At 37.9% G+C, this 22,064-nt stretch carries 20 protein-coding genes; 16 read left to right on the forward strand and 4 right to left on the reverse strand.

What is annotated here, in order from left to right; translation table 11 throughout:
* Window positions 1-179 precede the first annotated feature (179 nt).
* Window positions 180-2,459 (forward strand): UvrD-helicase domain-containing protein, encoded by a 2,280-nt coding sequence (locus EP737_RS16255; RefSeq protein WP_129729022.1) that lies wholly within the window; start codon window positions 180-182, stop codon window positions 2,457-2,459.
* A gap of 173 nt (window positions 2,460-2,632) precedes the next feature.
* Here EP737_RS16255 and EP737_RS16260 read toward each other — a convergent pair whose 3' ends face one another.
* Complete coding sequence (locus tag EP737_RS16260; RefSeq protein WP_129729023.1) at window positions 2,633-2,803, reverse strand: cytochrome C oxidase subunit III; 171 nt, start codon at window positions 2,801-2,803, stop codon at window positions 2,633-2,635.
* A 73-nt stretch (window positions 2,804-2,876) separates the two neighbouring features.
* A complete protein-coding gene (locus EP737_RS16265; RefSeq protein ID WP_129729024.1) occupies window positions 2,877-3,236 on the reverse strand; it encodes a DUF1360 domain-containing protein in 360 nt (119 codons plus the stop codon).
* Between the two features lie 122 nt (window positions 3,237-3,358).
* Between EP737_RS16265 and EP737_RS16270 the strand changes: the two genes are divergently transcribed.
* Window positions 3,359-3,892, forward strand: a complete 534-nt coding sequence (locus EP737_RS16270; RefSeq protein WP_129729025.1) for a CotY/CotZ family spore coat protein — start codon at window positions 3,359-3,361, stop codon at window positions 3,890-3,892.
* Window positions 3,893-3,947: 55 nt separating this feature from the next.
* On the opposite strand, the gene EP737_RS16275 is transcribed toward EP737_RS16270, so the two are convergent.
* Window positions 3,948-4,961: a CotO family spore coat protein gene (locus EP737_RS16275; protein ID WP_165350827.1), complete on the reverse strand. Its 1,014-nt coding sequence runs from the start codon at window positions 4,959-4,961 to the stop codon at window positions 3,948-3,950.
* A 475-nt stretch (window positions 4,962-5,436) separates the two neighbouring features.
* Here EP737_RS16275 and EP737_RS16280 point away from each other — a divergent pair, with 475 nt between their 5' ends.
* The 9 genes from EP737_RS16280 (at window position 5,437) to EP737_RS16320 (ending at window position 13,898) form a co-directional block, all read left to right on the forward strand.
* Window positions 5,437-5,919, forward strand: a complete 483-nt coding sequence (locus EP737_RS16280) for a hypothetical protein (protein ID WP_129729027.1) — start codon at window positions 5,437-5,439, stop codon at window positions 5,917-5,919.
* Window positions 5,920-6,262: 343 nt separating this feature from the next.
* A complete protein-coding gene (locus tag EP737_RS16285; protein ID WP_129729028.1) occupies window positions 6,263-6,472 on the forward strand; it encodes a hypothetical protein in 210 nt (69 codons plus the stop codon).
* Window positions 6,473-6,507: 35 nt separating this feature from the next.
* Window positions 6,508-7,482 (forward strand): CgeB family protein, encoded by a 975-nt coding sequence (locus EP737_RS16290; protein WP_129729097.1) that lies wholly within the window; start codon window positions 6,508-6,510, stop codon window positions 7,480-7,482.
* 517 nt (window positions 7,483-7,999) lie between these two features.
* Window positions 8,000-9,091, forward strand: a complete 1,092-nt coding sequence (wecB, locus tag EP737_RS16295) for a non-hydrolyzing UDP-N-acetylglucosamine 2-epimerase (RefSeq protein ID WP_129729029.1) — start codon at window positions 8,000-8,002, stop codon at window positions 9,089-9,091.
* The gene (locus EP737_RS16300) at window positions 9,084-10,070 is read left to right on the forward strand and encodes a polysaccharide biosynthesis protein (protein ID WP_129729030.1); all 987 of its coding nucleotides are present in this window, start codon (window positions 9,084-9,086) and stop codon (window positions 10,068-10,070) included. The genes wecB and EP737_RS16300 overlap by 8 nt, the downstream gene beginning before the upstream one ends.
* Window positions 10,071-10,895, forward strand: a complete 825-nt coding sequence (locus EP737_RS16305; protein ID WP_129729031.1) for a dTDP-4-dehydrorhamnose reductase family protein — start codon at window positions 10,071-10,073, stop codon at window positions 10,893-10,895.
* Entirely contained in the window at window positions 10,895-11,800 is a 906-nt protein-coding gene (locus tag EP737_RS16310; RefSeq protein ID WP_129729032.1) for an NAD-dependent epimerase/dehydratase family protein, read from the forward strand. Before EP737_RS16305 ends, EP737_RS16310 begins: the two co-directional genes overlap by 1 nt.
* 43 nt (window positions 11,801-11,843) lie before the next feature.
* Complete coding sequence (locus EP737_RS16315) at window positions 11,844-13,076, forward strand: glycosyltransferase family 2 protein (protein ID WP_129729033.1); 1,233 nt, start codon at window positions 11,844-11,846, stop codon at window positions 13,074-13,076.
* 63 nt (window positions 13,077-13,139) lie between these two features.
* Entirely contained in the window at window positions 13,140-13,898 is a 759-nt protein-coding gene (locus EP737_RS16320) for a sulfotransferase domain-containing protein (protein WP_246040285.1), read from the forward strand.
* A 309-nt stretch (window positions 13,899-14,207) separates the two neighbouring features.
* On the opposite strand, the gene EP737_RS16325 is transcribed toward EP737_RS16320, so the two are convergent.
* A complete protein-coding gene (locus EP737_RS16325) occupies window positions 14,208-15,989 on the reverse strand; it encodes a glycosyltransferase (protein WP_165350828.1) in 1,782 nt (593 codons plus the stop codon).
* 366 nt (window positions 15,990-16,355) lie between these two features.
* Here EP737_RS16325 and EP737_RS16330 point away from each other — a divergent pair, with 366 nt between their 5' ends.
* The 5 genes from EP737_RS16330 (at window position 16,356) to EP737_RS16350 (ending at window position 21,916) form a co-directional block, all read left to right on the forward strand.
* Window positions 16,356-17,096 carry a glycosyltransferase gene (locus tag EP737_RS16330; protein ID WP_129729035.1) on the forward strand — a complete coding sequence of 247 codons (741 nt, stop codon included), beginning with the start codon at window positions 16,356-16,358 and terminating at the stop codon, window positions 17,094-17,096.
* Between the two features lie 330 nt (window positions 17,097-17,426).
* Window positions 17,427-18,281 carry a DUF4915 domain-containing protein gene (locus EP737_RS16335; RefSeq protein ID WP_165350829.1) on the forward strand — a complete coding sequence of 285 codons (855 nt, stop codon included), beginning with the start codon at window positions 17,427-17,429 and terminating at the stop codon, window positions 18,279-18,281.
* A 158-nt stretch (window positions 18,282-18,439) separates the two neighbouring features.
* Window positions 18,440-18,886, forward strand: coding sequence for a hypothetical protein (locus EP737_RS16340; RefSeq protein WP_129729037.1), 447 nt, complete (start codon window positions 18,440-18,442; stop codon window positions 18,884-18,886).
* Window positions 18,887-19,276: 390 nt separating this feature from the next.
* Window positions 19,277-19,876: an adenylyl-sulfate kinase gene (gene cysC, locus EP737_RS16345; protein ID WP_129729038.1), complete on the forward strand. Its 600-nt coding sequence runs from the start codon at window positions 19,277-19,279 to the stop codon at window positions 19,874-19,876.
* A 288-nt stretch (window positions 19,877-20,164) separates the two neighbouring features.
* Window positions 20,165-21,916, forward strand: a complete 1,752-nt coding sequence (locus EP737_RS16350) for a LamG-like jellyroll fold domain-containing protein (protein WP_165350830.1) — start codon at window positions 20,165-20,167, stop codon at window positions 21,914-21,916.
* The last annotated feature ends 148 nt before the right edge of the window (window positions 21,917-22,064 follow it).

Genomic DNA, 22,064 nt, shown 5'->3' on the forward strand with positions numbered 1-22,064 from the left:
CACTTCTAGAATTTCCGGCTACGTCAAACTCGCTTCTAGCTAGAAACTTTTTTAATGTAAGCAAAATGGAATCTTTATAAAGGATTTACGGCATCTTTTATAGAAGACGAGGACTATTCTGTTCTCGTCTTTTTCTCGTTCCTGTGATAAGATGAAACACGTCTAAAGGGGGTGCACGTATGAAATTCGCCGTCTATAACGGAAAAGAAATCAATCTACAATACTTTCCACGGGAAAGCTTTCAAATACTATACGAGGCAAGCCGGCTCGGCGAGGTCTTATGCGCACACTGCGGTGAATCTGTCCATTTATATCTCGGCATTCGGCAGCAGCCATATTTTTTTCATATCGCTTCAAATAGTACATTCTCCTGCGAGACAGCCGATCATGCACGGCTGCAAGTAAAACAAGCGGAATTGGCCTCTGTCGGTTCCCATACAGAGCAAGGCGGCTTTCGGATTCCTAAATCCCGCCCTGTTTCTAACAATAATATTGTCTCAGTTTGGAAACAAACACAGGTTGTAAAAGGAATCTCAAACTTTGCGAAGCATCGCGAGCGCAAAATGTACTCTATTTTAAATGAAGATCAATTCCCGCTCGACTCCACGCAGTACGAAGCGGTTACGCATACAGAAGGACCTCTTTTAATTCTTGCCGGTGCAGGCAGTGGAAAAACACGTGTGCTAACAGCGCGTACCGCATATATGATTCAAGAGAAACAAATTGATCCAAAATCCATTATGCTCGTAACCTTTACAACGAAGGCAGCACAAGAAATGAAGAGCCGTTTGCTTCGTTTTTCTAGTCTCTCTCCTGCTATTGTGCATTCACTCGTTGTCGGAACATTCCATAGCATCTTTTATAAAATACTGCTGCATCACGATGGAGAGCGTTGGTCACCGCAGCGTCTTCTCAAGCATGAATGGATGATTGACCGTATGCTAAAGGAAGCTGGCGCGGAGCTTAGCCTAGATGAAAAGGAATTCCCATATGACCAGGCTGCTCAGCAAATCGGGTATTGGAAAAATACACTTACTCACCACGATGCTGTAAAACCCAAGTCGGACTGGGAGGAAAAAGCGCTTTATTTGTACAAGCGGTATGAAGAGATGAAAAAAGAACGGGGCACGTTTGATTTTGACGACATGCTGCAGGGCTGCTACGAGCTGCTCAAGACAAATGAAGCGCTGCTCATGCGCTATCAAGGGCGATTCCGCTACTTCCTCATTGATGAATATCAGGACGTCAACAAGGTACAGTACGAGATTATGCGTATGCTATCACAACATACAAATAACTTGTGCGTTGTCGGCGATGATGATCAATCCGTGTACGCGTTTCGCGGCAGCGACCCAATGTTTATCCTGCATTTCGACCGTGATTACCCGGATGCAGCTGTTGTAACACTTAACCAAAATTACCGCTCCTCCCACAGCATCGTCACGACGGCCAATAAAGTCATCACCTTAAACAAGAATCGTCGTGAAAAGCAAATGGAGGCGCAATTCCAATCAGCCTCGCAGCCAGCTTTTTTCTTCCCTTACGATGAGGAAGAAGAAGCAACAATGATTGTAACAGATATACAAGAGCGGCTCGCAAATGGCGCACAGCCATCAGACTTTGCCGTATTGTACCGAACGAATTCAGCAGCTCGTGCAATCTTTGAACGATTAACGGAATCGGATATTCCGTTTGTCATTGATCGTGATTCGCACTCATTTTACGAACGACGCATCGTGCGCAGTCTATTGGCGTATTTGCGACTAAGTCTCAACGAAGACGACGAAATTGCGATGAGCGATTTGCTGACAGCACTTTTTCTCAAGCAAGCCGTTATGCAGGACTTAAAGGCAACGAGCATTTTAGAGGATTGCACGCTTGTCCGCGCACTCGGTAAAGTGCAAAACATTCACTCGTTCCAGCAAAAAAAACTGCAAAAAATCGCCCCGATGTTTCGGAAGCTAACAAACTTGTCACCGCTGGCCGCAATCGAAATGATTGAAAAAGAAATGGGATTTGCTGACTTTGTGAAGAAGCGCGGCAATGAAGGAAACGCAATCGAAAAAGGCTCTGATGATATTCGGGACTTAAAGGTTGTTGCGCGGAAATTTACAACGATTCTTGCCCTTCTCGCTCACGCTGACCATATCACGCGCATCACGGCAGATATGAAAAAACGAAGCGCTGCACCCGGCAATGCAGTGCAGCTTCTGACCATTCATCGATCAAAAGGGCTGGAGTATGAGCAGGTGTACTTACTTGGAGCGGTTGACGGCTCGCTGCCGCATGACTTTGCACTGGAATCATTTCGTGAAGGAAACAGCGCTCCGCTTGAGGAGGAACGCCGGCTCACCTACGTCGCCATGACACGCGCGAAGGAATCGCTGTATGTATCGGTTCCAAGCATGCGACGCGGCCGGACTGCTTACCCGTCAAGATTTATTAAAACGTTGTTATAAAAGATAAAGAAAACTCGCCGATTGGCAAGCCCTGTTCTTGGGCGAAGACAGAGGCGTAGTTGCACTTATACTGTATTCCTAAAATTTCCGACTACGTCGAATTCGCGCCTAGCTGGAAATTTATACGTTCTTACAGTATAAAGAAAGCAGAGCGACCGGCAGCTCTGCTTTCTTTATTGACCTTGTTGATTTTGCTGGTCATCTTGTACCATCTTCTTTTTATTACCACAGCCGCAGCCTTTTTTCTTTGTATACCCCTGCTGCTGCATCGCTTGCTTCTGTTGCATTGCCTGCTGTTGCATCTGATAATATTGCCATTGATTGAAACCAGAACCGTTGTTCATAGCATCTCCCCCTCATCTTTTAAGTTGTAGTCTATTCAGTATATGAATACACCCCGGCTCTAGTTCACCTATTTTATTCGTCTATCAGCTTGCCAACGATTGTTTCAATTACAGCTGCTATACCAGCAATCGCCAGCAAAAATACGAGTGGTTCAGCAAGCTTGGGCGCCCAATAATACAAAAGCAATAAAAAAGCTGTCATCCATACACCCGTACACCAATAACAGCTCAGCAACTCCCCAATCCATTTTTGCAAGCCGCTTCCTTTTATTTTCGTATATGTAACCAGAGAGCCATCTTCCTCTGGCACTTCCAATTCCTCAATAAAAGGGGCCCGCAGAAATTTTGTAATTTTATCGTAAACAATTAATCTCGTTAATCGAAACGAAGCAAATGAAAGCAAAACAAGCAAAAACCAATTGTTTAAAAGCATCCTCCCACCTCTTCCACCGTATGCCCATTTCTAAAAAATCAACGTTCATGCAGTAACCGAACGTACTCCAAATCAATATCTTATTACTGTAAACCAAAACTCAATTATAAGGAGTGAAATCAATGAGTTGCAATGATAAAAACAATCATGAATACGACTCCAACTGCGTAGCTGATATACTAAAATTTATTGCTGAACTACAAGATTGTGCAACAGGCCCTACTACTTCTGGATGTGCTACATCCTGCGAAATGCCTTTCCTTGGAGCAAACCCTGCCATGCCGGTAGCAAACACTCGCCCTGTTGTTATCAAACCAAAAGGATGCTGCGACAACTTTACCGCAAATTTCTTTTTACCAGGACCGGGCCCAGTAGGTACATTTATTAGCGGATCTACTGAAATCTTCCGGGTAGAAAGTGTAGATAGCTCCTGCGCAGTACTACGACCACTAACTGTAAAAAGAGGTTCTGCTGCTCCTCTTGGGAATACCGTTACATTCATGGACGTATTCGGGCCAACAGCAGTGCCGGGCGAACCTACACCGACAGTGCCACAAGTAGGCACCCTAGTTGCTACAAGCTCTTGTATTACAGTTGATTTAGAGTACTTCAGTTCTGTCCAATGCTTACCAGATGTAAATATTCCTGGTGTATAAATGAATGTAAACTCAAAAAACATGAGGTGGTAGGCTACTACCACCTTTTACATATTTACGTCCCAATCATTTGGATGGATAGAATATCTTTAATATCAACCATTACGTCTTTTAACTTTGCTGGAGCTTTAATTTTGATTATCCCACCTTCATAGGATTTAATATAGCCTATATAGGAGGACTGTTTTGTTCGTATATAACATCTTATTTCCGGAATGTAATGGGGCCGATTTAATAAATAATCGATTTTTTCCTCATTATTCATCTCCCTAAAAGACATGGCTTGCCATTTATTTTTTACTGGCTCTTCATGGTTCATTTCTGGTTCATTTATAATCTCCTGTTCTTCTTCTGCATGTCCTTCTACCTTCACTGCATTCTCATGGATTGCTTCTGCTTCTTCCTCGGATTCCATCTTAGTTTCTTTATCTTCAGCTACATCGTTGTGAATCGCTGCTGACTCCTCTTGAGCTCCTTCTGCTTGCTCTTGCTCCTCAACGACAACTTGGTGAGCTGCTTCTGTCTCCTGATACTCGACTGTAATTCCGCGAATCTCCTCTTCTTGAGATTCCATTGTACCTTCTTGAGCTCCTTCTGCTTGCTCTTGCTCCTCAACGACAGCTTGGTGAGCTGCTTCTGTCTCTTGATACTCGACTGTAATTCCGCGAATCTCCTCTTCTTGAGGTTCCATTGTACCTTCTTGAGCTTCTTCTGCTTGCTCTTGCTCCCCAACGACAGCTTGGTAAACTGCTTCTGTCTCCTGATACTCGACTGCAATTCCGTGAATCATCTCTTCTTGAGATTCCATTGTACTTTCTTGAGCTGCTTCTGTTTGCTCCTGAACTGCACCTTTGTGAATCGCTACCGGATCCTGAGGCTCAATTGAAGCTTCTTTTTCATTGATTGCTAATGTTTCATCGATTTGTTGTTTTATATGATTTTCGTTTTCTTTTACATCTTTTTTGACGACGAAGGTTTGCTGCATTTGATGCTTCACGGCTTTAAAATCTGGTTGCGCAATATATAGTAAGGGTAAATCGCTCACTTGCCTTTTTTGCTTGCGCTCCATTGCCAGTACCTCCATTCCCATGAATCCGTTATACTAGCATTATATTCATAAATTTTGGAAATTTGCTTATTAATTTTCTTGACCCTGTTATGTAGCTTATATCATCTTATAATTTATATAAGTCTTACTTAATTTTCTTACAAGCCCTAATCCAATAAACATAGCAATTTAAAAGGTAGTTATGTCGAGAAATTAAATAGAATGTATATAGTATCTATCCTAGCAAATGAACAATGCCACTTAGAAATTACTCCGTTAACACATTATCACGTTATATACGAATACTATCTTTCTCTTCTTTTCTTATGAAGCCTTCCATCATTATGCCTCATCCGTCTCTCCTCAAGACTGATCCAATGCCCTTTCTTCATTTTTTAGACAAGTTCCCATTTTTCCAAAAATAGGGACTTGTCTATATCAATTAAACAGGACAATTCATTTAATATACAGAAGAAATTAAAAAGGAGTGAACAAATTGTCTGATTCTTTCGAATGCAGAGCTTTTCCACCTAATTTTCCACCACAAGTGCCTATGCATGCATTTGTATTTGCTGACGCTGATCTACCATTGCCTCGTGGTACCCGGACTATAGTACCTTTTGCTAACCCCCTACTTTTGAGTGAAGCAACTTCCACAGGTGCAGGAATAACTGTTTTGGAAGCGGGAGTATATCGAGTTCAATATGATATAACTTTGACCTTTGACGGGCCTGGAAACTATGACTTCGGTGTGGGAATAACTACTGATGGTATTACTAATCTAACTGCTTCAACAGCTAGAAGGGCTGGAGAGTTTTCAGGTGTTACTGCCCCAACTTTGGTCGACCAATTAAATAAGACTGTTATTGTACAGGTAGCTGGGCCTACAACTTTTTCCGTCATAGTAACTAATAACTCTACTGGTGCAGGAGTTGAGCGCATTCAGCTCGCTTCATTAAGCGTAACAAAAGTCGCTTAGTTCCTAAACAACAAACGTGAGGGGAATCTCCTCCCCACACGTTTATATGGTTTACAATTCATACTAAACAAGCACCTTATTTATGCTCACGTTATATATTAATTGGGTCACCATCATGATAGTCTATCTTCATTCCTATGGTTAATTAGAGTCTATCATAGGGTATTAGGAAACAGACGTTTTTATGTACAATTTTTGCATGAAAATGAGTTTTGCGACGCTCTCGTTTTAATAAAAAGAAGGTTTTTAACTAGATTCTCTTCTGCACCGATGTGTAGCTACTAACATATAGTATATTGTTAGTCTTTCAATACTAATTTAATTAATAAGGGGGGATATTTCTATGGCATGTACAGGAAGCGATATATTCCTACCGGGAGATCTTGTAAGGGTTGTAACAACCACTAATGATTTTATCGCTATATTTATACAATTCAATCCAGTGAAACTCCACGTTACAGTAGAAATCGTGAATCCGATCACTGGAAGTGGCGGTTTTACGGCTCCTATGGTTCTTCGCTGTGACGAGCTTATGAGCATAACTCCTGCGTAGGAGAGGAAGTGATTATTCTGATTAATGGATTGAGGTTGAAACTACTATACATCTCTTCTGGCTACTCAGGTATTTACGATTATCTGAATCAAAGCATTAAGGATGAATTAAGCAGCAATCGTTATGAATGGGTTCACTTTCATCCATTAGAACGCATGGAGAAGCTAAAGTCTATCGTTACCACTTTTCAACCAAAGGTCGCCCTGACATTGACAGGCGACCATCTTCCTATACAAACTATTCAGTTCTTAAAAGAACATGGTATTAGCTTAGTATGCTGGATGACTGAAGATCCTTTTTACATGGATAAGACGATGAAGCTTATTAATAACTTTGATTATGTTTTTACAATTGATAGTGGAGCTTTACGGCACTACCAACCCGTTCATCTAAATGCTTATCATTTACCATTAGGAACAAATCCTACTGTTTTTAAACCTCTGCCTGCGGGGAATATATACAAAAGTGATTTGCTTTTTGTAGGATACCCATACCCTACAAGGGTGGATCTTATCCATTTTCTTTTAGAAAATACTAACTATCAAATCACACTTATTGGAACAGCTTGGTATAATGCACTGCAAAGAGTATGGAGAAATAACCCAAGAGTTACGATAAAAGACACTTGGATTAAGCCACAGGAAGTTGTTTATTACTACAACGGAGCCAGCATTGTCTTAAATCCTCATCGAAGTCACAATTTCTTGCATAATCAAAATACACTTGGAGTTGTTAACGAAAGTATTAATAACCGAACATTTGATGTTGCAGCATGTGAGGCATTTCAATTAATAGAGGAAAAACCTGATCTTCGTTCTTTCTTTACTGAAGAAGAAATGGTATCCTACCAAGACTATGAAGATTGCTTACGGAAAATAGTTTTCTATATGGATAATGAAGAACAAAGACGGATAATCGCCCAAAGGGCTCGAAGAGTAGTCATAGAGAAGCATACGTTTCTCCATAGAGTTGAGACAATGATGGATATTATTCAAAAGGACGGATTATAAACCCCTTAACTTTGGGCAGGCTCTATCTCTTCTTGATGAGTCTGCCCAAAGTTCCGTTCGTACCTGTTATTACTGCTCGTTTCCATACCATCACCTTTACAGCGGCTTCCAACAAAACAGATAAATTTACTAGGCACGGATACATAAATGGATATAGCTGCACTTTGGAGATGAGCTAAATGACGACTACTCACTTCATTATATGAGCCTGTTTAATAGTTCACTTATGAACTCATGGGTTTACCGTCCAACTATGAGTCTTCGTTGTGATCAATTGTTTCATTTCCATCACTTCCCCTTTCCTTATCCAAGGTCAGCATAGAAACGATATACTAGTCCGTAAGTGTGTTAACATGTTAAAATCGCTTTATTAAGAATGAGCGATTTTATGGATAAAGTTAATAGAGTAGCCTATGGCAAAAAAGAGGTAAAGGCATACTGTAATAAGTAGAGGAGACTTGCTTGGAAATAGAAATAGAAATAAAGACAAACTATATTTAAGTAAGAGGTGTAAACAGTGAAAGTGATGACGATTCTAGGGACGAGACCTGAAATTATCCGCTTAAGTCTCATTATAAACAAGCTAGATACTCATGCTGAACAACACATTTTAGTGCATACAGGGCAAAATTTCACCGCATCATTAAGTGATATATTCTTCCAACAATTAAAGGTTAGAGACCCTGACTATGTATTGTTGGATCGACAGCAATCCCTTGGTGAACAATTATCAACAATGTATAAAAGCTTAGAAACCATTTTTTTAAGGGAAAAACCCGATAAAGTATTAGTATTAGGAGATACAAACAGCGGGTTAAGCGCCATTTTAGCTGAAAGAATGGGAATTCCTGTTATCCATATGGAAGCTGGAAATCGATGTTTTGATCTTGAAGTACCGGAGGAAAAAAATCGCCGTATTATTGATGCAATTTCAAGTTTTAATCTGCCCTATACTCCCCAAAGCAAAGAGAATTTAATCCATGAAGGGATTCCCCGAAATCGGATTATTGTATCTGGCAATCCCATTTATGAGGTGTTAGAGCATTACAAAAGTGAGATTGAACAAAGTGATATCCTTGGAAAGCTAACATTAGAAAAAGGCGACTACTTTTTGGTTACAGCCCATCGTGCCGAAAATGTTGACCATGAAGATCGTTTACTGGAGATTGTAAAGGGAATTAACATGGTTGCTGAAGCCTACAAAAAAAGAGTGATATGCAGTATACATCCCCGTACTAAATCCCGCATAAAGAACATTCCAACATTAGAGGTTCATCCATTGGTTGAGTTTCATGAGCCGTTTAGCTTCTTTGATTTTGTCAAACTTGAAAAAAATGCTGTTTGTGTTTTAACAGATAGTGGAACAGTTCAGGAAGAATGCTGTTTGTTTCACGTTCCTACTGTAACAATTCGCAAAACAACGGAAAGACCTGAAACAATCGAATGCGGAAGCAATATGTTATCAGGAATAGACGCCAACCAAATAGTAAATTGCGTTCATGTTATGGTAAATCAGCCAAAAACCTGGTCCTATCCTGATGGATACGATCATACAAACGTTTCAGATAAAGTTATTAAAATATTATTAGGAGGTCTGAAGATTGTTTAATAATCAGACAATTTTGGTGACAGGCGGTACAGGTTCGTGGGGGCATGAATTAGTTAGACAGCTATTAAAATATGATCCGAAGGAAATTCGGATTTTTTCACGAAATGAATCTGTGCAATTTTCGATGAAGCAAGAATTTGACAATAATCCTAAATTACATTTTCTTATTGGAGATATTAAGGAGAAAGATACCTTAATTGAAGCATGTACTGGCGTTGATTATGTGTTTCACCTGGCGGCTTTAAAACATGTTCCAGTTTGTGAAGACCAACCGATTGAAGCATTAAAAACAAACGTCATTGGAACTCAGAATGTGGTAGATGCAGCTATCCAGTGTAAAGTTCGCAGAGTCGTTTACATTTCAACCGATAAAGCTTCAAGTCCCTCCAACTTTTACGGATTGACAAAAACAATGGGAGAACGGCTTATCATCCACGCGAATACATTAGACATAGACACAAGGTTTGTATGCGTACGTGGAGGAAATGTCTTAGGAACGAATGGCAGCGTAATTCATGTATTTAAGAAACAGATTGAAGAAAAAGGCAAGGTTGGCATTACCGATATAAACATGACACGTTTCTTTTTGACAATCGAGGATGCTATTAAACTAGTATTTAAAGCTACTTTTGAAAGCATTGGCGGAGAGATATTCGTAATGAAAATGCCTACATGCAAAATCACTGATCTTGCCTCTGTTTTAATTGAAGCCTCTGGTAAGGAAAATGTAGGTATGGAAATACTTGGAGTTCGGCCTGGAGAAAAAATTCATGAGTTGCTCTTTTCAGAGTATGAATCGATCAACACAATATCTTATAACGACGAATATTACGTCATCCTTCCTTCCATTCACATTAAAGGATTAAAAGAGCATTACGCGCAATATCAACCTGTTAATCTGCTCAACTACAATTCCAGTAAAGGATTGATGAGCAAGGATGAAATTAAAGAAATGCTCCAGAAGGGCGGGTTCATTTAGATGAAAATACTAATCCTTGGCGGACAAGGAATGGCTGGACATGTGATAGCAGCTTACTTTCTAAAAAAGCCACAGTATCAAGTATTCTATACATCAAGAGATCGAAATGATCCTAATAGTATTTATCTGGATGTAACTCATTCCAAAAGCTTGGAAGAACTTATTAATACCTTGAAGCCAGATATTACAATCAATTGTGTAGGAATCCTAAATGAACATGCCAGTCATAATCCTACAGTAGCATTTCAAGTGAATAGCTTACTCCCCCATCAATTAGCTAAATTAACGGAACGCTATCAAGGAAAACTGATTCAAATTAGTACGGACTGTGTTTTCTCGGGAGAAAAAGGTGATTATACAGAAACTGATTTTACTGATGGAACTTCCATTTATGCGCAATCCAAACAAATAGGAGAAATCATCAGTGACAAGCATTTAACGATCCGCACATCTATTATCGGACCGGAACTAAAAGAAAATGGAATCGGTTTATTTCTATGGTTCATGAAGCAGAGGGGGAAAATTAAGGGTTACGAAAACGTATTATGGAATGGTGTAACTACCCTTGAATTAGCTAAAGCAATCGAAGAAATGATCAAAAATAATGTTACTGGATTGTACCATTTAGGTTCGGAGACAAAAATATCAAAGTTTATGCTGCTCAAATTGTTTCAAGAAGTGTATGAAAAAAAAGATGTTGAAATTATTCCAGATGACGCTATTGTATTGGATCGTACCATTAAAAATACAAGAACGGATTTTCACTATCCGGTCCCAAGTTATCAGGAGATGCTGTTGGAACTGAGAGATTGGATGAAAAACTAATGAATCAATCAAATAGGTTGTTAATAACAGGAGCGAGCGGTTTTACAGGCCAGCATGCCTGCAACCACTTTTTGCAAGCAGGATTTGAGATAACGGCAGTCACTAGACATAATACATTTCGGAATGATCAAATCCAAGTAGAACATTGTGACCTCACAGATCGTATCGCTGTGAGGGATTTAATTAAAAAGACCAAACCTCAATATCTCCTCCATTTGGCAGGGCAGAATCATGTTGGTCAATCCTGGAAAGATCCCGTTGCTTCCCTGCAGAGCAATTCCATGTCTACTGCATATTTAATCGAAACTCTTCGTCAGGAAAATGCAGCTTGTAAAATCGTTGTAGTCGGTTCGGCACTGCAATTCGATCCCACAAATCTCTCTACTCTTACCCACCCTTATAGCCTAAGCAAAACTCTCCAAGTTCTGATCGCACAAGCATGGGCGGCTTTATACGACATGCATATTGTAATAGCTAAACCTTCGAATTTAATAGGTCCGGGACTTTCAAATGGGGTTTGTTCTATTTTTGCAAGAAAAATTGTAGACATGGAAGACAATAAGATAGAAAAAGTTCTTGAAGTTAATAACCTAAATGTCCAGCGTGATTTTATAGATGTAAGAGATGCTGTGAGTGCTTATGAAATCCTTTTAACAAAAGGAAAACGTGGAGAAGTATATGAAATTGCTTCAGGAGAAAGCCGCTCGTTAGGGGATATCATACATGAGTTCAAAGCTTTAACAACTATCGACTTTAAGACAAAATCCCAACTGATCAATCAGGTAGAACAACAGGTTAAAATCACACCTTTAAAACTTATGAATTTAGGTTGGAAACCAACTATTCCATTAGAATCGTCTTTAATGGATATTCTTAACTTTTATCGCAAAAACAAACCGGTATGAGTTAAACATACCGAATTATAATCAAATTGTGAGGCGGATGTAAATGAGAGATGTAGGAATAGTCATGCCTGTTTATAAGCAAGATCCAGCTTACTTAGAATTAGCATTGCGATCAGTTCTCGAACAAAGCTATAGAAACTATTATTTTGTGATTGTGTCAGACGGTGCTCCTCCTGATACAGTTGACGTTATTAAAAATGTCACAAAGGGAGATGATCGTGTTCATCTTATTCTTAAAGAAAAAAACGAAGGCGTAGCAAAAACATTAAATATAGGATTCGATTATTTAATGGAAATTGAAGAGGTTAAATATTTGACATGGGTTTCCAGCGATAACATCTATTATATAACATTTATAGAAAAATTAAGGGAAGCGCTGGAGAAGTCCTCAAGTGAGATTGGATTATCCTTTAGTCGCTTTACACACGTTGACCACAATCGAGTACCTTTAACAGAGCCTCAATATAAGGAATTTTATAACTATCAAGACCAACCAAAAGAAAATCTTCTTGACGTATGTTTTATAGGCGTATCGTTTATGTATAAAAAACAATTCGCTGCAATGATTGACGGATACAAATTGGAACCTGTTGAAGATTATGACTACTGGCTTCGGATAACAGAGCATTGTGAGATTGTTTTTGTGCCTGACATATTGATGGAGTATCGTACGAATTCCCCATTAAGCATCTCCGCTCAGCTAAGAAACTCAAAATCTCAGCATCAAAGATGGCGCTACGCTTTTAATCTTGCAAAGCATCAGGCCAGAAGCCGAAGGGCAATCCCCTTTAAATTAACCGTAATATACCCCGTTCAAGACGGTTCAGAAAAAACGGTCAACAAGCTAGAAGAGCTGTTAGAGCAATCGTTTAGTAATTATAAATTGGTTATTATTGATACGAGTTTCGATCGAGCCGGAATTAACGTAATGCAGCATATCTCTGATCCAAGAGTTAAATTTATAGAACTGCCTGGAGCAAGTAAAAAGGATGCTATCCTTACAGGAATGAAAGATGCCGACACACTCTTTACCTTAATTTATGGGGAAGGAGTATTCCCTTCAAATCAATTTGTGCTGCAGAACCTCGTACTTTTTCACGAACAATTTATCCAGCAAAACTTAGAGAAAACGATTATTGCAACGATTGAGAATAATAATGGTCATCTTGCAGCTCGTATCGAACTGTCAGAAGACGAACCAATTATGGGTAACCTTTATTTAACTAAACGATTATGGGAAATCTTACAGCAGAGAGGCCATCAAACGGGACAGTAAGAAAGAGATAACAAGAATTAGTTTTCAAAGCTCAACATAATTTGGAAGTAGAGGTGAAACCCTTTGCCTAAAATATTAGTTAATTCAGTACCGAAAAGCGGTACTAATCTGTTGATGCAAATTATTAAAGGAATCCCAGGGGTTTTTAATGAGCAAAGTATCTCTTATGATGGCGAACATTTTAGGGAAGTTTTAAAAATCAAACCGGGTCAGGTAGTAAGTGGTCATATTCCTTTTACCGTTTCATTTTCTCAAGAACTAAAAGCCCACTCAGTTAAGCAGGTTTTCATTTATCGTGATTTGCGGGACGTAGCTGTTTCACTAGTGCATTTTATTAATAATAAACTGCATCAACATCCATTATTCCCCGTTTTCCAACAGCGTTTATTAACCTTTGAAGAACAATTAAATGCGATCATTTTGGGTATCGATTTTATTGGAGAAGAAAAAAACAACGCATGGGGAATACCGTATTATCCAGGAATTTACGAGGAGTTCCATAAGATATATGAATGGAGAAAGGATTTCACGGTGTGCAGTCTACGTTATGAGGACTTAATTGATAACGAGACGTCTAAGGATAAGGCACTACTTAGCATAGTTGACTATTTATGGGAAGACCTGAACGAGCTAAAAACGGATAAGTTTCAACTGTTACATTTAATGAAACAAAATATCAACCCAGCAAAATCATGGACGTTTCGTAAAGGGAAAATCGGAAACTGGCGTGATGAATTTACAGAGGAAAATAAAGAGAATTTCAAGAAAGCAACGGGTGACTTCCTCATTGAGCTTGGTTACGAGGACAGTAATGACTGGTAAGAAAACAACAAAATGTATCCCTTTAAGGACATTCATGAATCAATGATCGCCCTTAAAGGGATATTTATTATAAGCGGGTTGAACCGAGTTTTAAGTTGAACTTTTCTTGCACTGTAATAAGTTGTAAATTTCCAGATGAAAGCCAGCTCGACGTAGTCGGAAATTTTAGGAATACAGTACAAGTGCAACTACGCCTCTGTCTTCGCTCAAAGGCAGGGATCGCCAATCGACGAGTTTTCTTTAAGGATGGCTCCAAAACAATATAAATTTTTCACCGATCAAAAAACAAGATTGTCTAGCAAAAACTTGTTAATTTTCACCTTTTAAACTATAAATCATATTTAAAAAGTTTTCTGCGTATTTTTCTGGAGAAAAATGTTCTTTAATGTGTGCAACACCTTGTTTTCTAATTTTTTCTCTTAACCAAATATTCGCCATTAAGTTTCTTGCTTCTTCTACTGCTTGATTAATATTGCCTAATTCAAAAAATTTCCCGGTTTCATTGTGGATAATAAAGCTTCGTACACCATCTGAATCCGTCGATAGGACAGGACATCTGCAAATCATTGCTTCAAGCACCGCATATCCGAAACCTTCTACTTTAGAAGTAGAACATAAAAAACCGCCTGAATCCCCAATGATAGAGAAATATTCAGCCATTTTATGATGCGGTTGATTGGCATAAATGGTAAGGTTTTTGCTTAAGTTTAGTTCATTAATTCTGTGTTCAAAAGCAATTCTTTCAGATTTTTCTCCTAATGTATTATCCTCAAACATCCAAAGCTGGATTGAAGGACTTCTTTTTATTAATTCGGCTCCAATTAAAAGAAAGTCTTTCCAATTTTTGTTTTCTTCTATCCTTCCTACCCAGCCAATAATAGGCTTCTTCTCTTTAGGATGCACCTGATATTGGAATTCTGTTGTATTAAAGCAATTATGAAAACAAAACTTCTTCTTAGCAGGGAAATATTTTTCAAATACTGAAATAAGGTGTGGCGTTTTAGGGTATAAAATAGCGTCACAATCACTTTGAAGAATAGGATAGGCATGGTCGGTTACAAATTGTTCAGCATATTCCTTATTAAACCCTAAACCTTGAACTTCATAAATGAGTGAGCCTGTATAACCACTTTCCTTTATTTTCTTTAATAAAAGAAGATCAGAACTTACTACAATAGCATCATAATTCTCCTTCTTGATAATCTCTATAATCTCTTGATGATTGTTCGTTATAAAAATGGGAGCGTTAACTTTATTTTGCAGACCTGTTCCCTCCTGCGTATATAAAAAATGACAGCTGATTCCTGCTTGGTTTAAGGCATACAGGCGTTGCCTATTTAATGTTTCAATCCCGCCACTTGGAACAAAAAACGTAAATAAAACCGTCATACTCTTGTCTGATAAAATTTCCCCTTGAGATGTATTCCAGTTTGCTCCTGTAATAACACCGTCATTACCATTTACAGTTAAATCATGCGCAGTTGCTCCAGCTCCTTCATCCAATCTCCAATAGCCAAAGAGACCTGCTTCTTTACCAGTAAGTTCCCTACTCATATTTTGCTGAATTTCAGCTTGTGTTCTTGCGGTACTCCAAATTCGTATTTCTTCAAGACCGCCAACATAAAACCCATAAGGACTCACTCCTCCAAAAACCCCTGAAGGAACTACGATTCTTTTTGAACTGGTTAATCCTTTTTTAGCAAATTCCCCGTTTATATACAAAGTTGGTGTTTTGTTATCATATACAACTGCAATATGTGTCCAATCACTTAGTGAAGTTTCAAGCACTAAAGTTGCAGGTAAATGATCTGTTGTATGTTCATATACAGAAATACCATTTATTCCTACAGATACTCCAACACCTGCTCGTGAAGGATCGCCATCCCCGTATGCACCATGCATCGGTGTAATTACAAAGCGCTGCCCCTTTGTTCCTGAAACACCTCTTGTAGACTCTGTATTAATTCTATGAGCAGCTTCTGGCTTTACCCAGAATTCTATGGTAAATGTATTTTGAACACTTGCAAATAATTGCTTATGCGTTGTTACAATGCCATTACCTTCGAATGTAAGAAAAACATTGTGTAACATAATTAAATTCCTCCTCAACTTTGACTGCATTTGCGTTTTAGGATTTTTTGCCGATACACATCCATCCTAAAACTTTTCCGAATTTACCTTCAATGGTTATAAAGCCTAATAAAAACCAGCTATATTTAAGTAATTTTGAAACATCTATAAGTATATGTATGTTGTATAGCGGAATTATGTCTAAGATACCCTCAAATTCATAAAAGTTTTGTAGCAGATTTTAAATATATGCCCATGCCATTTAAAAAGCTTATTACATATCTTAATTAATGCGAATTATCATGCGTCGAATTCGCCTCTATCTGGAAATTTACTCCTTCCTACAGCGGAACGAAAAACATGAATTGAAGGGCTGGGAAAAAGCATATGGAAAAAGTATCGATTATTATTCCGTTTTACAACTGTCCGTATGTGGATCAGGCTATCGAAAGTGCACTACAACAAACGTACCCTAATATTGAAGTAATCTTGGTTAATGATGGTTCAACTCAATTCACACATAAGGTTAAAAAATATCTTGAGAAAATAAAATACATTGAAAAAGAAAATGGTGGAACGGCAACGGCCTTAAACCTTGGGATCAAGAATGCAACAGGAAACTATTTTTCTTGGCTTAGTTCTGATGACATATACCATCCAGAAAAAATTGCAAAGCAATTGCGTTTTATGTTAGAACAGCAAACGAACGCTGTATATTCTCCCGTAATTTTTATCGATTCTCAAAGTAAACCAACCAGTCGGGCAATAGGAGTTTCTTATTCCAATAGGGCATTATTTTTAAACCATTTTCTGCAAGGTTGTTTTATCAATGGCTGTTCTGTCTTGTTGAACATGGATGTGTTTTCTAAATCTGGTCTATTTGATGAAACCTTTCGATATGCACATGATTACGATTTGTGGATTCGAATTGCACAACACTATGATTTTCAATATTTAAATGAACCCCTTGTTTTTTATCGTGTACACGAGGAAATGGGAACCCGAAAACATATAAATGCTATCAATAGGGAGGCTAGAATGATTCAACAAAAATATTATAATGTTTTACTAAATATGATTAGAGATGAACGTAATAAAACAGGATTAGGATTCGATAGGAGGAACTAATAACCATGTGATTTTATTGGTACAAGAAGGAGGGTAAAAGAGCCAAATATTTACTTTTTGACTTATCTATTAAATCAGCTAACGTTTTCCTTTTGTTTTACTCCTTTTTGACTTTTAATTGATTCTCACTGCTGCGCCTTAGCTTAATCCCTTAGGGTATTGTTTGTAGCTCATCCCTTTATGAAAATTTCTCTACATCCAAGTCTACAGTTATATTCCAGGCACTATAAAATTCACTGGTCCCCTCTACGGCTTGTCCGTACCATAAAAACAAAAAATCATACTATACTAATAAGTATTATTTTAAAAAAAGGGAAGGTGCAACGCTACATGATACCTATAGATAATTGTAAATTATTAATTACATGTTGTAATGAAAACGGTGGTCTTTATTTAATCCAATTTAAAGATCAACAATATGAATTAAAAAAGATTTTAAACATAGAGTGCAGAGGGGTCGCAAAGTACGGCAGTTCTTTTGTAATAATTTCAAATACGGATGGAATTTTAATTTTGGATGAAAACCTGAACATTATAAAACGTAAAGCATTACCTAAAGAATTAGATTTACACGGTGTAGCAATAGACAATGACAAAGCTTATATTGTTGAAACAAAAACCAACTCAATTGGCATTTACGACTTGCAAAACAGTATGGAAAGAATTGATGAAATTACATTTTCACCTGAAAATGAGGATGTTTGCCACGTCAACGATTTATTTATGGCAAATGACAAGCTATATGTATCAATGTTTTCATATCCTCTAAAGAAAAATTTCCTTTCCTTCGTAAGTTATTCCCCCCAGAAAACCATCCAGCAAGGTGTAATTTTAGAATATTCTTTACAAGAAAGAAAGATTTCAAAAATCTGTCACGATAAATTATTTCAACCTCATAGTGTACTGCTTTATGGTGATCAACTGTATTATTGCGTTTCAAGTAAATTGCTGGTCAAAAGAAATGAGGACGTTATTTTTAAGGGCCTTGGATATACACGCGGTTTAGCAATTAAGAATCAGATGATGTTTATTGGCCAGAGTGAAAGTAGACATTTAGAAATTTTATTAGAGGAGCATACTAATCTATTACTAGATTGCGGGATTTATGTTCATGACATCGATACAAAACTTTCATCCTTTATCCATATACCCTCTAAAGAAATTTATGGAATATTGGTCATTTGAATATGCAGGAGATAACAAAAAGCGCTAGAAATCTAGCGCTTTTTATAACTCATTAAAAATTTACAATATAGATTCTTTTCAATAGGTTACTTGTCCACACATAAAACCTCTCATATTCATATGATAGATTAGCTTGTTAGAAAAGAGGTGATATCATTATGAGTAAATTTTTAGACGCACGTACTTCGCAAAATATCAGTTATAGTGGCGGGCTTTCGATTCCGCTTTCCTCTACGCCGGCCCTTTTTGCAGAACTGGGACTAAACACGGCAGGTGCAGGTCCAACTCTTCGTATTCAATTCACTGCATCCGTTGCTCTTAGCTCTTTAGCCAGTGCAGCGGTCCCTGTAAGAATTGACATTTACAGAGGCAGAGCATCAGATCCAGGGCGTGTTCTTGTTTATACAGCTATAGAAACAACAGAGGCTGCAGGAGTGTTAGGAGTTGCCTCTAGAAAAATTTTCACTGTAACTGGATCTGACTATACACCACCTAACCCTGGTTTGTTGGTTTATCAAGCGTTCATTAGCATACCAGGAGGAGTTCCAATCGCACCAACCCGTACTGGCCCTGAAAGCTTTAACGCGGCTGCTTATTCTGACTAATATGATGTCTAGTTGCACAAGAGCGAATACAGCATATGATCGTTACGGGAACTGAAACACAACAAAATCCCTTGAGCACCAAGGGATTTTAACCTGTACTTTAAGAAAGTATAAACTTCCAGCTAGAAGCAAATTCGACGTAGTGGGAAATTCTAAGAACAAAGTGTAAGTACAACTACGCCTCTGTCTGCGCCCAAAAGCAGGGCTCGCCAGTCGGCAAGTTTTCTTTACACTTTAAAGAAGTATAAATTTCTAGCTAGAAGACAATTCGACGTGGTGAGAAATTTTAGGAATAAAGTATAAGTGCAACTCCGCCTCTGTCTTCGCCCGAAGGCAGGGCTCACCATTCTAGTAAGTTTTACTTATTTCATACTTGCAGGAGGTATCTTTTTGAACGAACAAAACAACATATTTCATTATCAGTTTACAGTTACAAAAAAGGACAGGCAAAAGTTACACGGACATAAGAGCTGTGTTCTTTGGTTTACAGGTCTATCAGGTTCCGGAAAATCTACCATTGCCAATGCTGTTGAAAATAAACTATATGAGCTCGGTATTTCTACCTATATTCTTGATGGAGACAACCTTCGAAACGGATTGAATCAAGATCTTGGATTTTCTGCTGAAGACCGAAAAGAAAACATTCGTCGTGTCGGGGAAGTCGCCAAATTATTTGTGGATTCCGGTCTTGTTGTGTTAGCAACGTTTATTTCACCGTACCGCAATGATCGTGAGGTGATAAGAAACAGCATGAGTCCTGGTGAATTCATCGAGATCTATGTAGATTGCTCTCTAGAAAACTGTGAGAAGAGAGATCCAAAAGGCTTATACAAAAAGGCTAGAAAAGGTGAAATAACAGAGTTTACTGGAATATCTTCCCCTTATGAAAAACCTGTAAATCCAGAAGTTATTCTTAATTCTAACCAATACTCGGTAGAAGAATGTGCTTTACAAGTCTTAGATTTTCTAAAGGCTAATCATTATCTATAAAGATAGCAGACATATAGATTAAAGGGGTAAAGTAAATCGAAAAAAAGTGCATATTATGAACGACTAAACATAAACCTATAGTTAGAGCAGAGAAATTCAATCAATGCTATACTACTCCCCTTTCTTCTCCCCTCTTCCTACATATCGCCTCTCAGGTATTATTTTTTTAATCTATTTTTTTAATCTATTTTTTTAATCTATTTTTTTAATCAAATACCCTTTTGAATTTAGATATAATGATATATTTGTGTTTTTTCTATACCTTGAATGCAAGGAGTGTGTAAAAACATGGAAAATATCTCTTACTTTGATTTTAATGGAAGTCAAAGAATATATATTAAAAGGTTATTCCCTGCTATCAAAAATTCCTTTACTTATGAACTCTGGGTTAAGCCCGAGGCAACACACCAGATCGATTCAGAAACACAAAAAGGCACTTCGGGAATAAATGGACAGAGATATGTTATTAGTCCAGAACATGGAGAAACCTACGATGAGGCTGGTGCAGGAATCTCAATTGGAACTAATGGTATATCTGTTTATGAGCACACGGCAGGGCATTTACCAGCTACTCTGGTGTACCCAATTTCCATCTCTAACTGGACACACGTAGCAGTAGTATACAATAACCGAACCCCATCCTTATATATTAATGGCAAGCTTGTAAAAACTGGACTACCAAGTGCAAAGAGTGCTGTCCTGGCATCAGGCGTTTTTGGCGGACTTGATCCTTATGGGTTCTTTGTGGGAAAGCTTGGCTATATTAGAATTTGGAATTATGCCAGAACACAACAGCAAATTCAAAACAATATAACTCAACCACCAATAGATAACGAACCAGGACTATTTGGTTACTGGGAATTTAATAAGGAATCTAACTACAATGTATTATCTAATACAGATAATATAACAATTAAAAATGCCTCACATCGAAAAGGGATTTTGTTTGTTTTAAATAATATAGGCGGCGGAACAGAACATTATCAGAATCTTTATATTGAGAAGATTAAGCAGGAATTTAGAATTTACATACTAAAGTTTCGGATTAACTCGATTTATATTGAGGAATTCAATAATGCAAATTCATCTCCTATCATTTTAAATTTGAAAGACTGCAATCATCAAACCTTTCAAAATCTGTTGAAGAGGTTAGGCATTGATTTAATATACATTAATCATTTGATTGGTTTTCCTGTCTTTAAAGTAATGGATTTAATTCAATATTCAAAAATCAAATATTTGTATTTTATCCCGGATTTCTTTTGTGCATGCCCATCTTATAATTTAATGAATAGTAAAGGTGTCTACTGCAACAACGAAACAGATACAAAGGTGTGCCAGCAGTGTTTAAATAGTGTCAGTAGAAGAAATATTCTTATTAACAAAGTAAATATTCAAGAATGGAGGAGCCTTTTTCTATCTTTTTTGTCGGATGCTCAAGAAGTTATAGCACCAAGCAATAGCACAAAAGAAATTATACAAAAATATTATCCTACCATCCCCATCACTGTTCATGAACCTACTCTTCCTTCTACGATTTCCTATACATTCAATCCACAATTTATAAAGGAAGATCCATTAAATATTGCCTTCATTGGAGCTATTCATCAAAATAAAGGATACGCTATTCTATATGAGCTAAAAGATGCTATTAATAAGGAAAAGCTCCCCATTTGTATTAAGGTGATTGGTACAACTAACATCCATAAACATTTTATAAGTCCTGATAAAAAGTTCATTGTGACAGGTCAATATAATAACGGAGAGATATCTCATCTTCTCGCTAAACATAAGGTGTCTATCGTTGTAATCTCTTCCATATGCCCTGAAACATTTTCTTATACAACCCACGAGGCCCTGGCATCAGGTTATCCAGTCATAGCATTTAACTTAGGGGCCCCTGCTGAAGCAATTAAAAAACATGGCGGAGGTTGGGTTGTAGAACCTATAAACAGTGATAGCATTCTTCAGCTGCTTAAAAACCTTTTGGCAAACCGAGATGAAATTCTCCAAAAAGCAAAGGAATTAGTAAATACCTAACTCTGCAAACAAAAAGCGCCTTAAACTCTCTCTAAAATTTCTCACTACGTCGCATAGCCTCCAGCTAGAAATTTATATACTAAAGGAAACTCGCCGACTAGCAAGCCCTTCCCTTGGCGAAGACAGAGGCCTAGCGGCACTTATACTG

The organism is Ectobacillus funiculus (assembly GCF_004138295.1).
Classification (GTDB): domain Bacteria; phylum Bacillota; class Bacilli; order Bacillales; family Bacillaceae_G; genus Ectobacillus; species Ectobacillus funiculus.

What these genes read in the sequence shown, in the direction of transcription:
- EP737_RS16310 (WP_129729032.1), top strand. Translation starts at nt 10,895, where the DNA reads ATGAATCAATCAAATAGGTTGTTAATAACAGGAGCGAGCGGTTTTACA.
- EP737_RS16265 (WP_129729024.1), bottom strand. Translation starts at nt 3,236, where the DNA reads ATGCTTTTAAACAATTGGTTTTTGCTTGTTTTGCTTTCATTTGCTTCG.
- EP737_RS16325 (WP_165350828.1), bottom strand. Translation starts at nt 15,989, where the DNA reads ATGTTACACAATGTTTTTCTTACATTCGAAGGTAATGGCATTGTAACA.
- EP737_RS16260 (WP_129729023.1), bottom strand. Translation starts at nt 2,803, where the DNA reads ATGAACAACGGTTCTGGTTTCAATCAATGGCAATATTATCAGATGCAA.
- EP737_RS16305 (WP_129729031.1), top strand. Translation starts at nt 10,071, where the DNA reads ATGAAAATACTAATCCTTGGCGGACAAGGAATGGCTGGACATGTGATA.
- EP737_RS16315 (WP_129729033.1), top strand. Translation starts at nt 11,844, where the DNA reads ATGAGAGATGTAGGAATAGTCATGCCTGTTTATAAGCAAGATCCAGCT.
- EP737_RS16285 (WP_129729028.1), top strand. Translation starts at nt 6,263, where the DNA reads ATGGCATGTACAGGAAGCGATATATTCCTACCGGGAGATCTTGTAAGG.
- EP737_RS16255 (WP_129729022.1), top strand. Translation starts at nt 180, where the DNA reads ATGAAATTCGCCGTCTATAACGGAAAAGAAATCAATCTACAATACTTT.
- EP737_RS16270 (WP_129729025.1), top strand. Translation starts at nt 3,359, where the DNA reads ATGAGTTGCAATGATAAAAACAATCATGAATACGACTCCAACTGCGTA.
- EP737_RS16330 (WP_129729035.1), top strand. Translation starts at nt 16,356, where the DNA reads ATGGAAAAAGTATCGATTATTATTCCGTTTTACAACTGTCCGTATGTG.
- EP737_RS16350 (WP_165350830.1), top strand. Translation starts at nt 20,165, where the DNA reads ATGGAAAATATCTCTTACTTTGATTTTAATGGAAGTCAAAGAATATAT.
- EP737_RS16335 (WP_165350829.1), top strand. Translation starts at nt 17,427, where the DNA reads ATGATACCTATAGATAATTGTAAATTATTAATTACATGTTGTAATGAA.
- EP737_RS16275 (WP_165350827.1), bottom strand. Translation starts at nt 4,961, where the DNA reads ATGGAGCGCAAGCAAAAAAGGCAAGTGAGCGATTTACCCTTACTATAT.
- EP737_RS16340 (WP_129729037.1), top strand. Translation starts at nt 18,440, where the DNA reads ATGAGTAAATTTTTAGACGCACGTACTTCGCAAAATATCAGTTATAGT.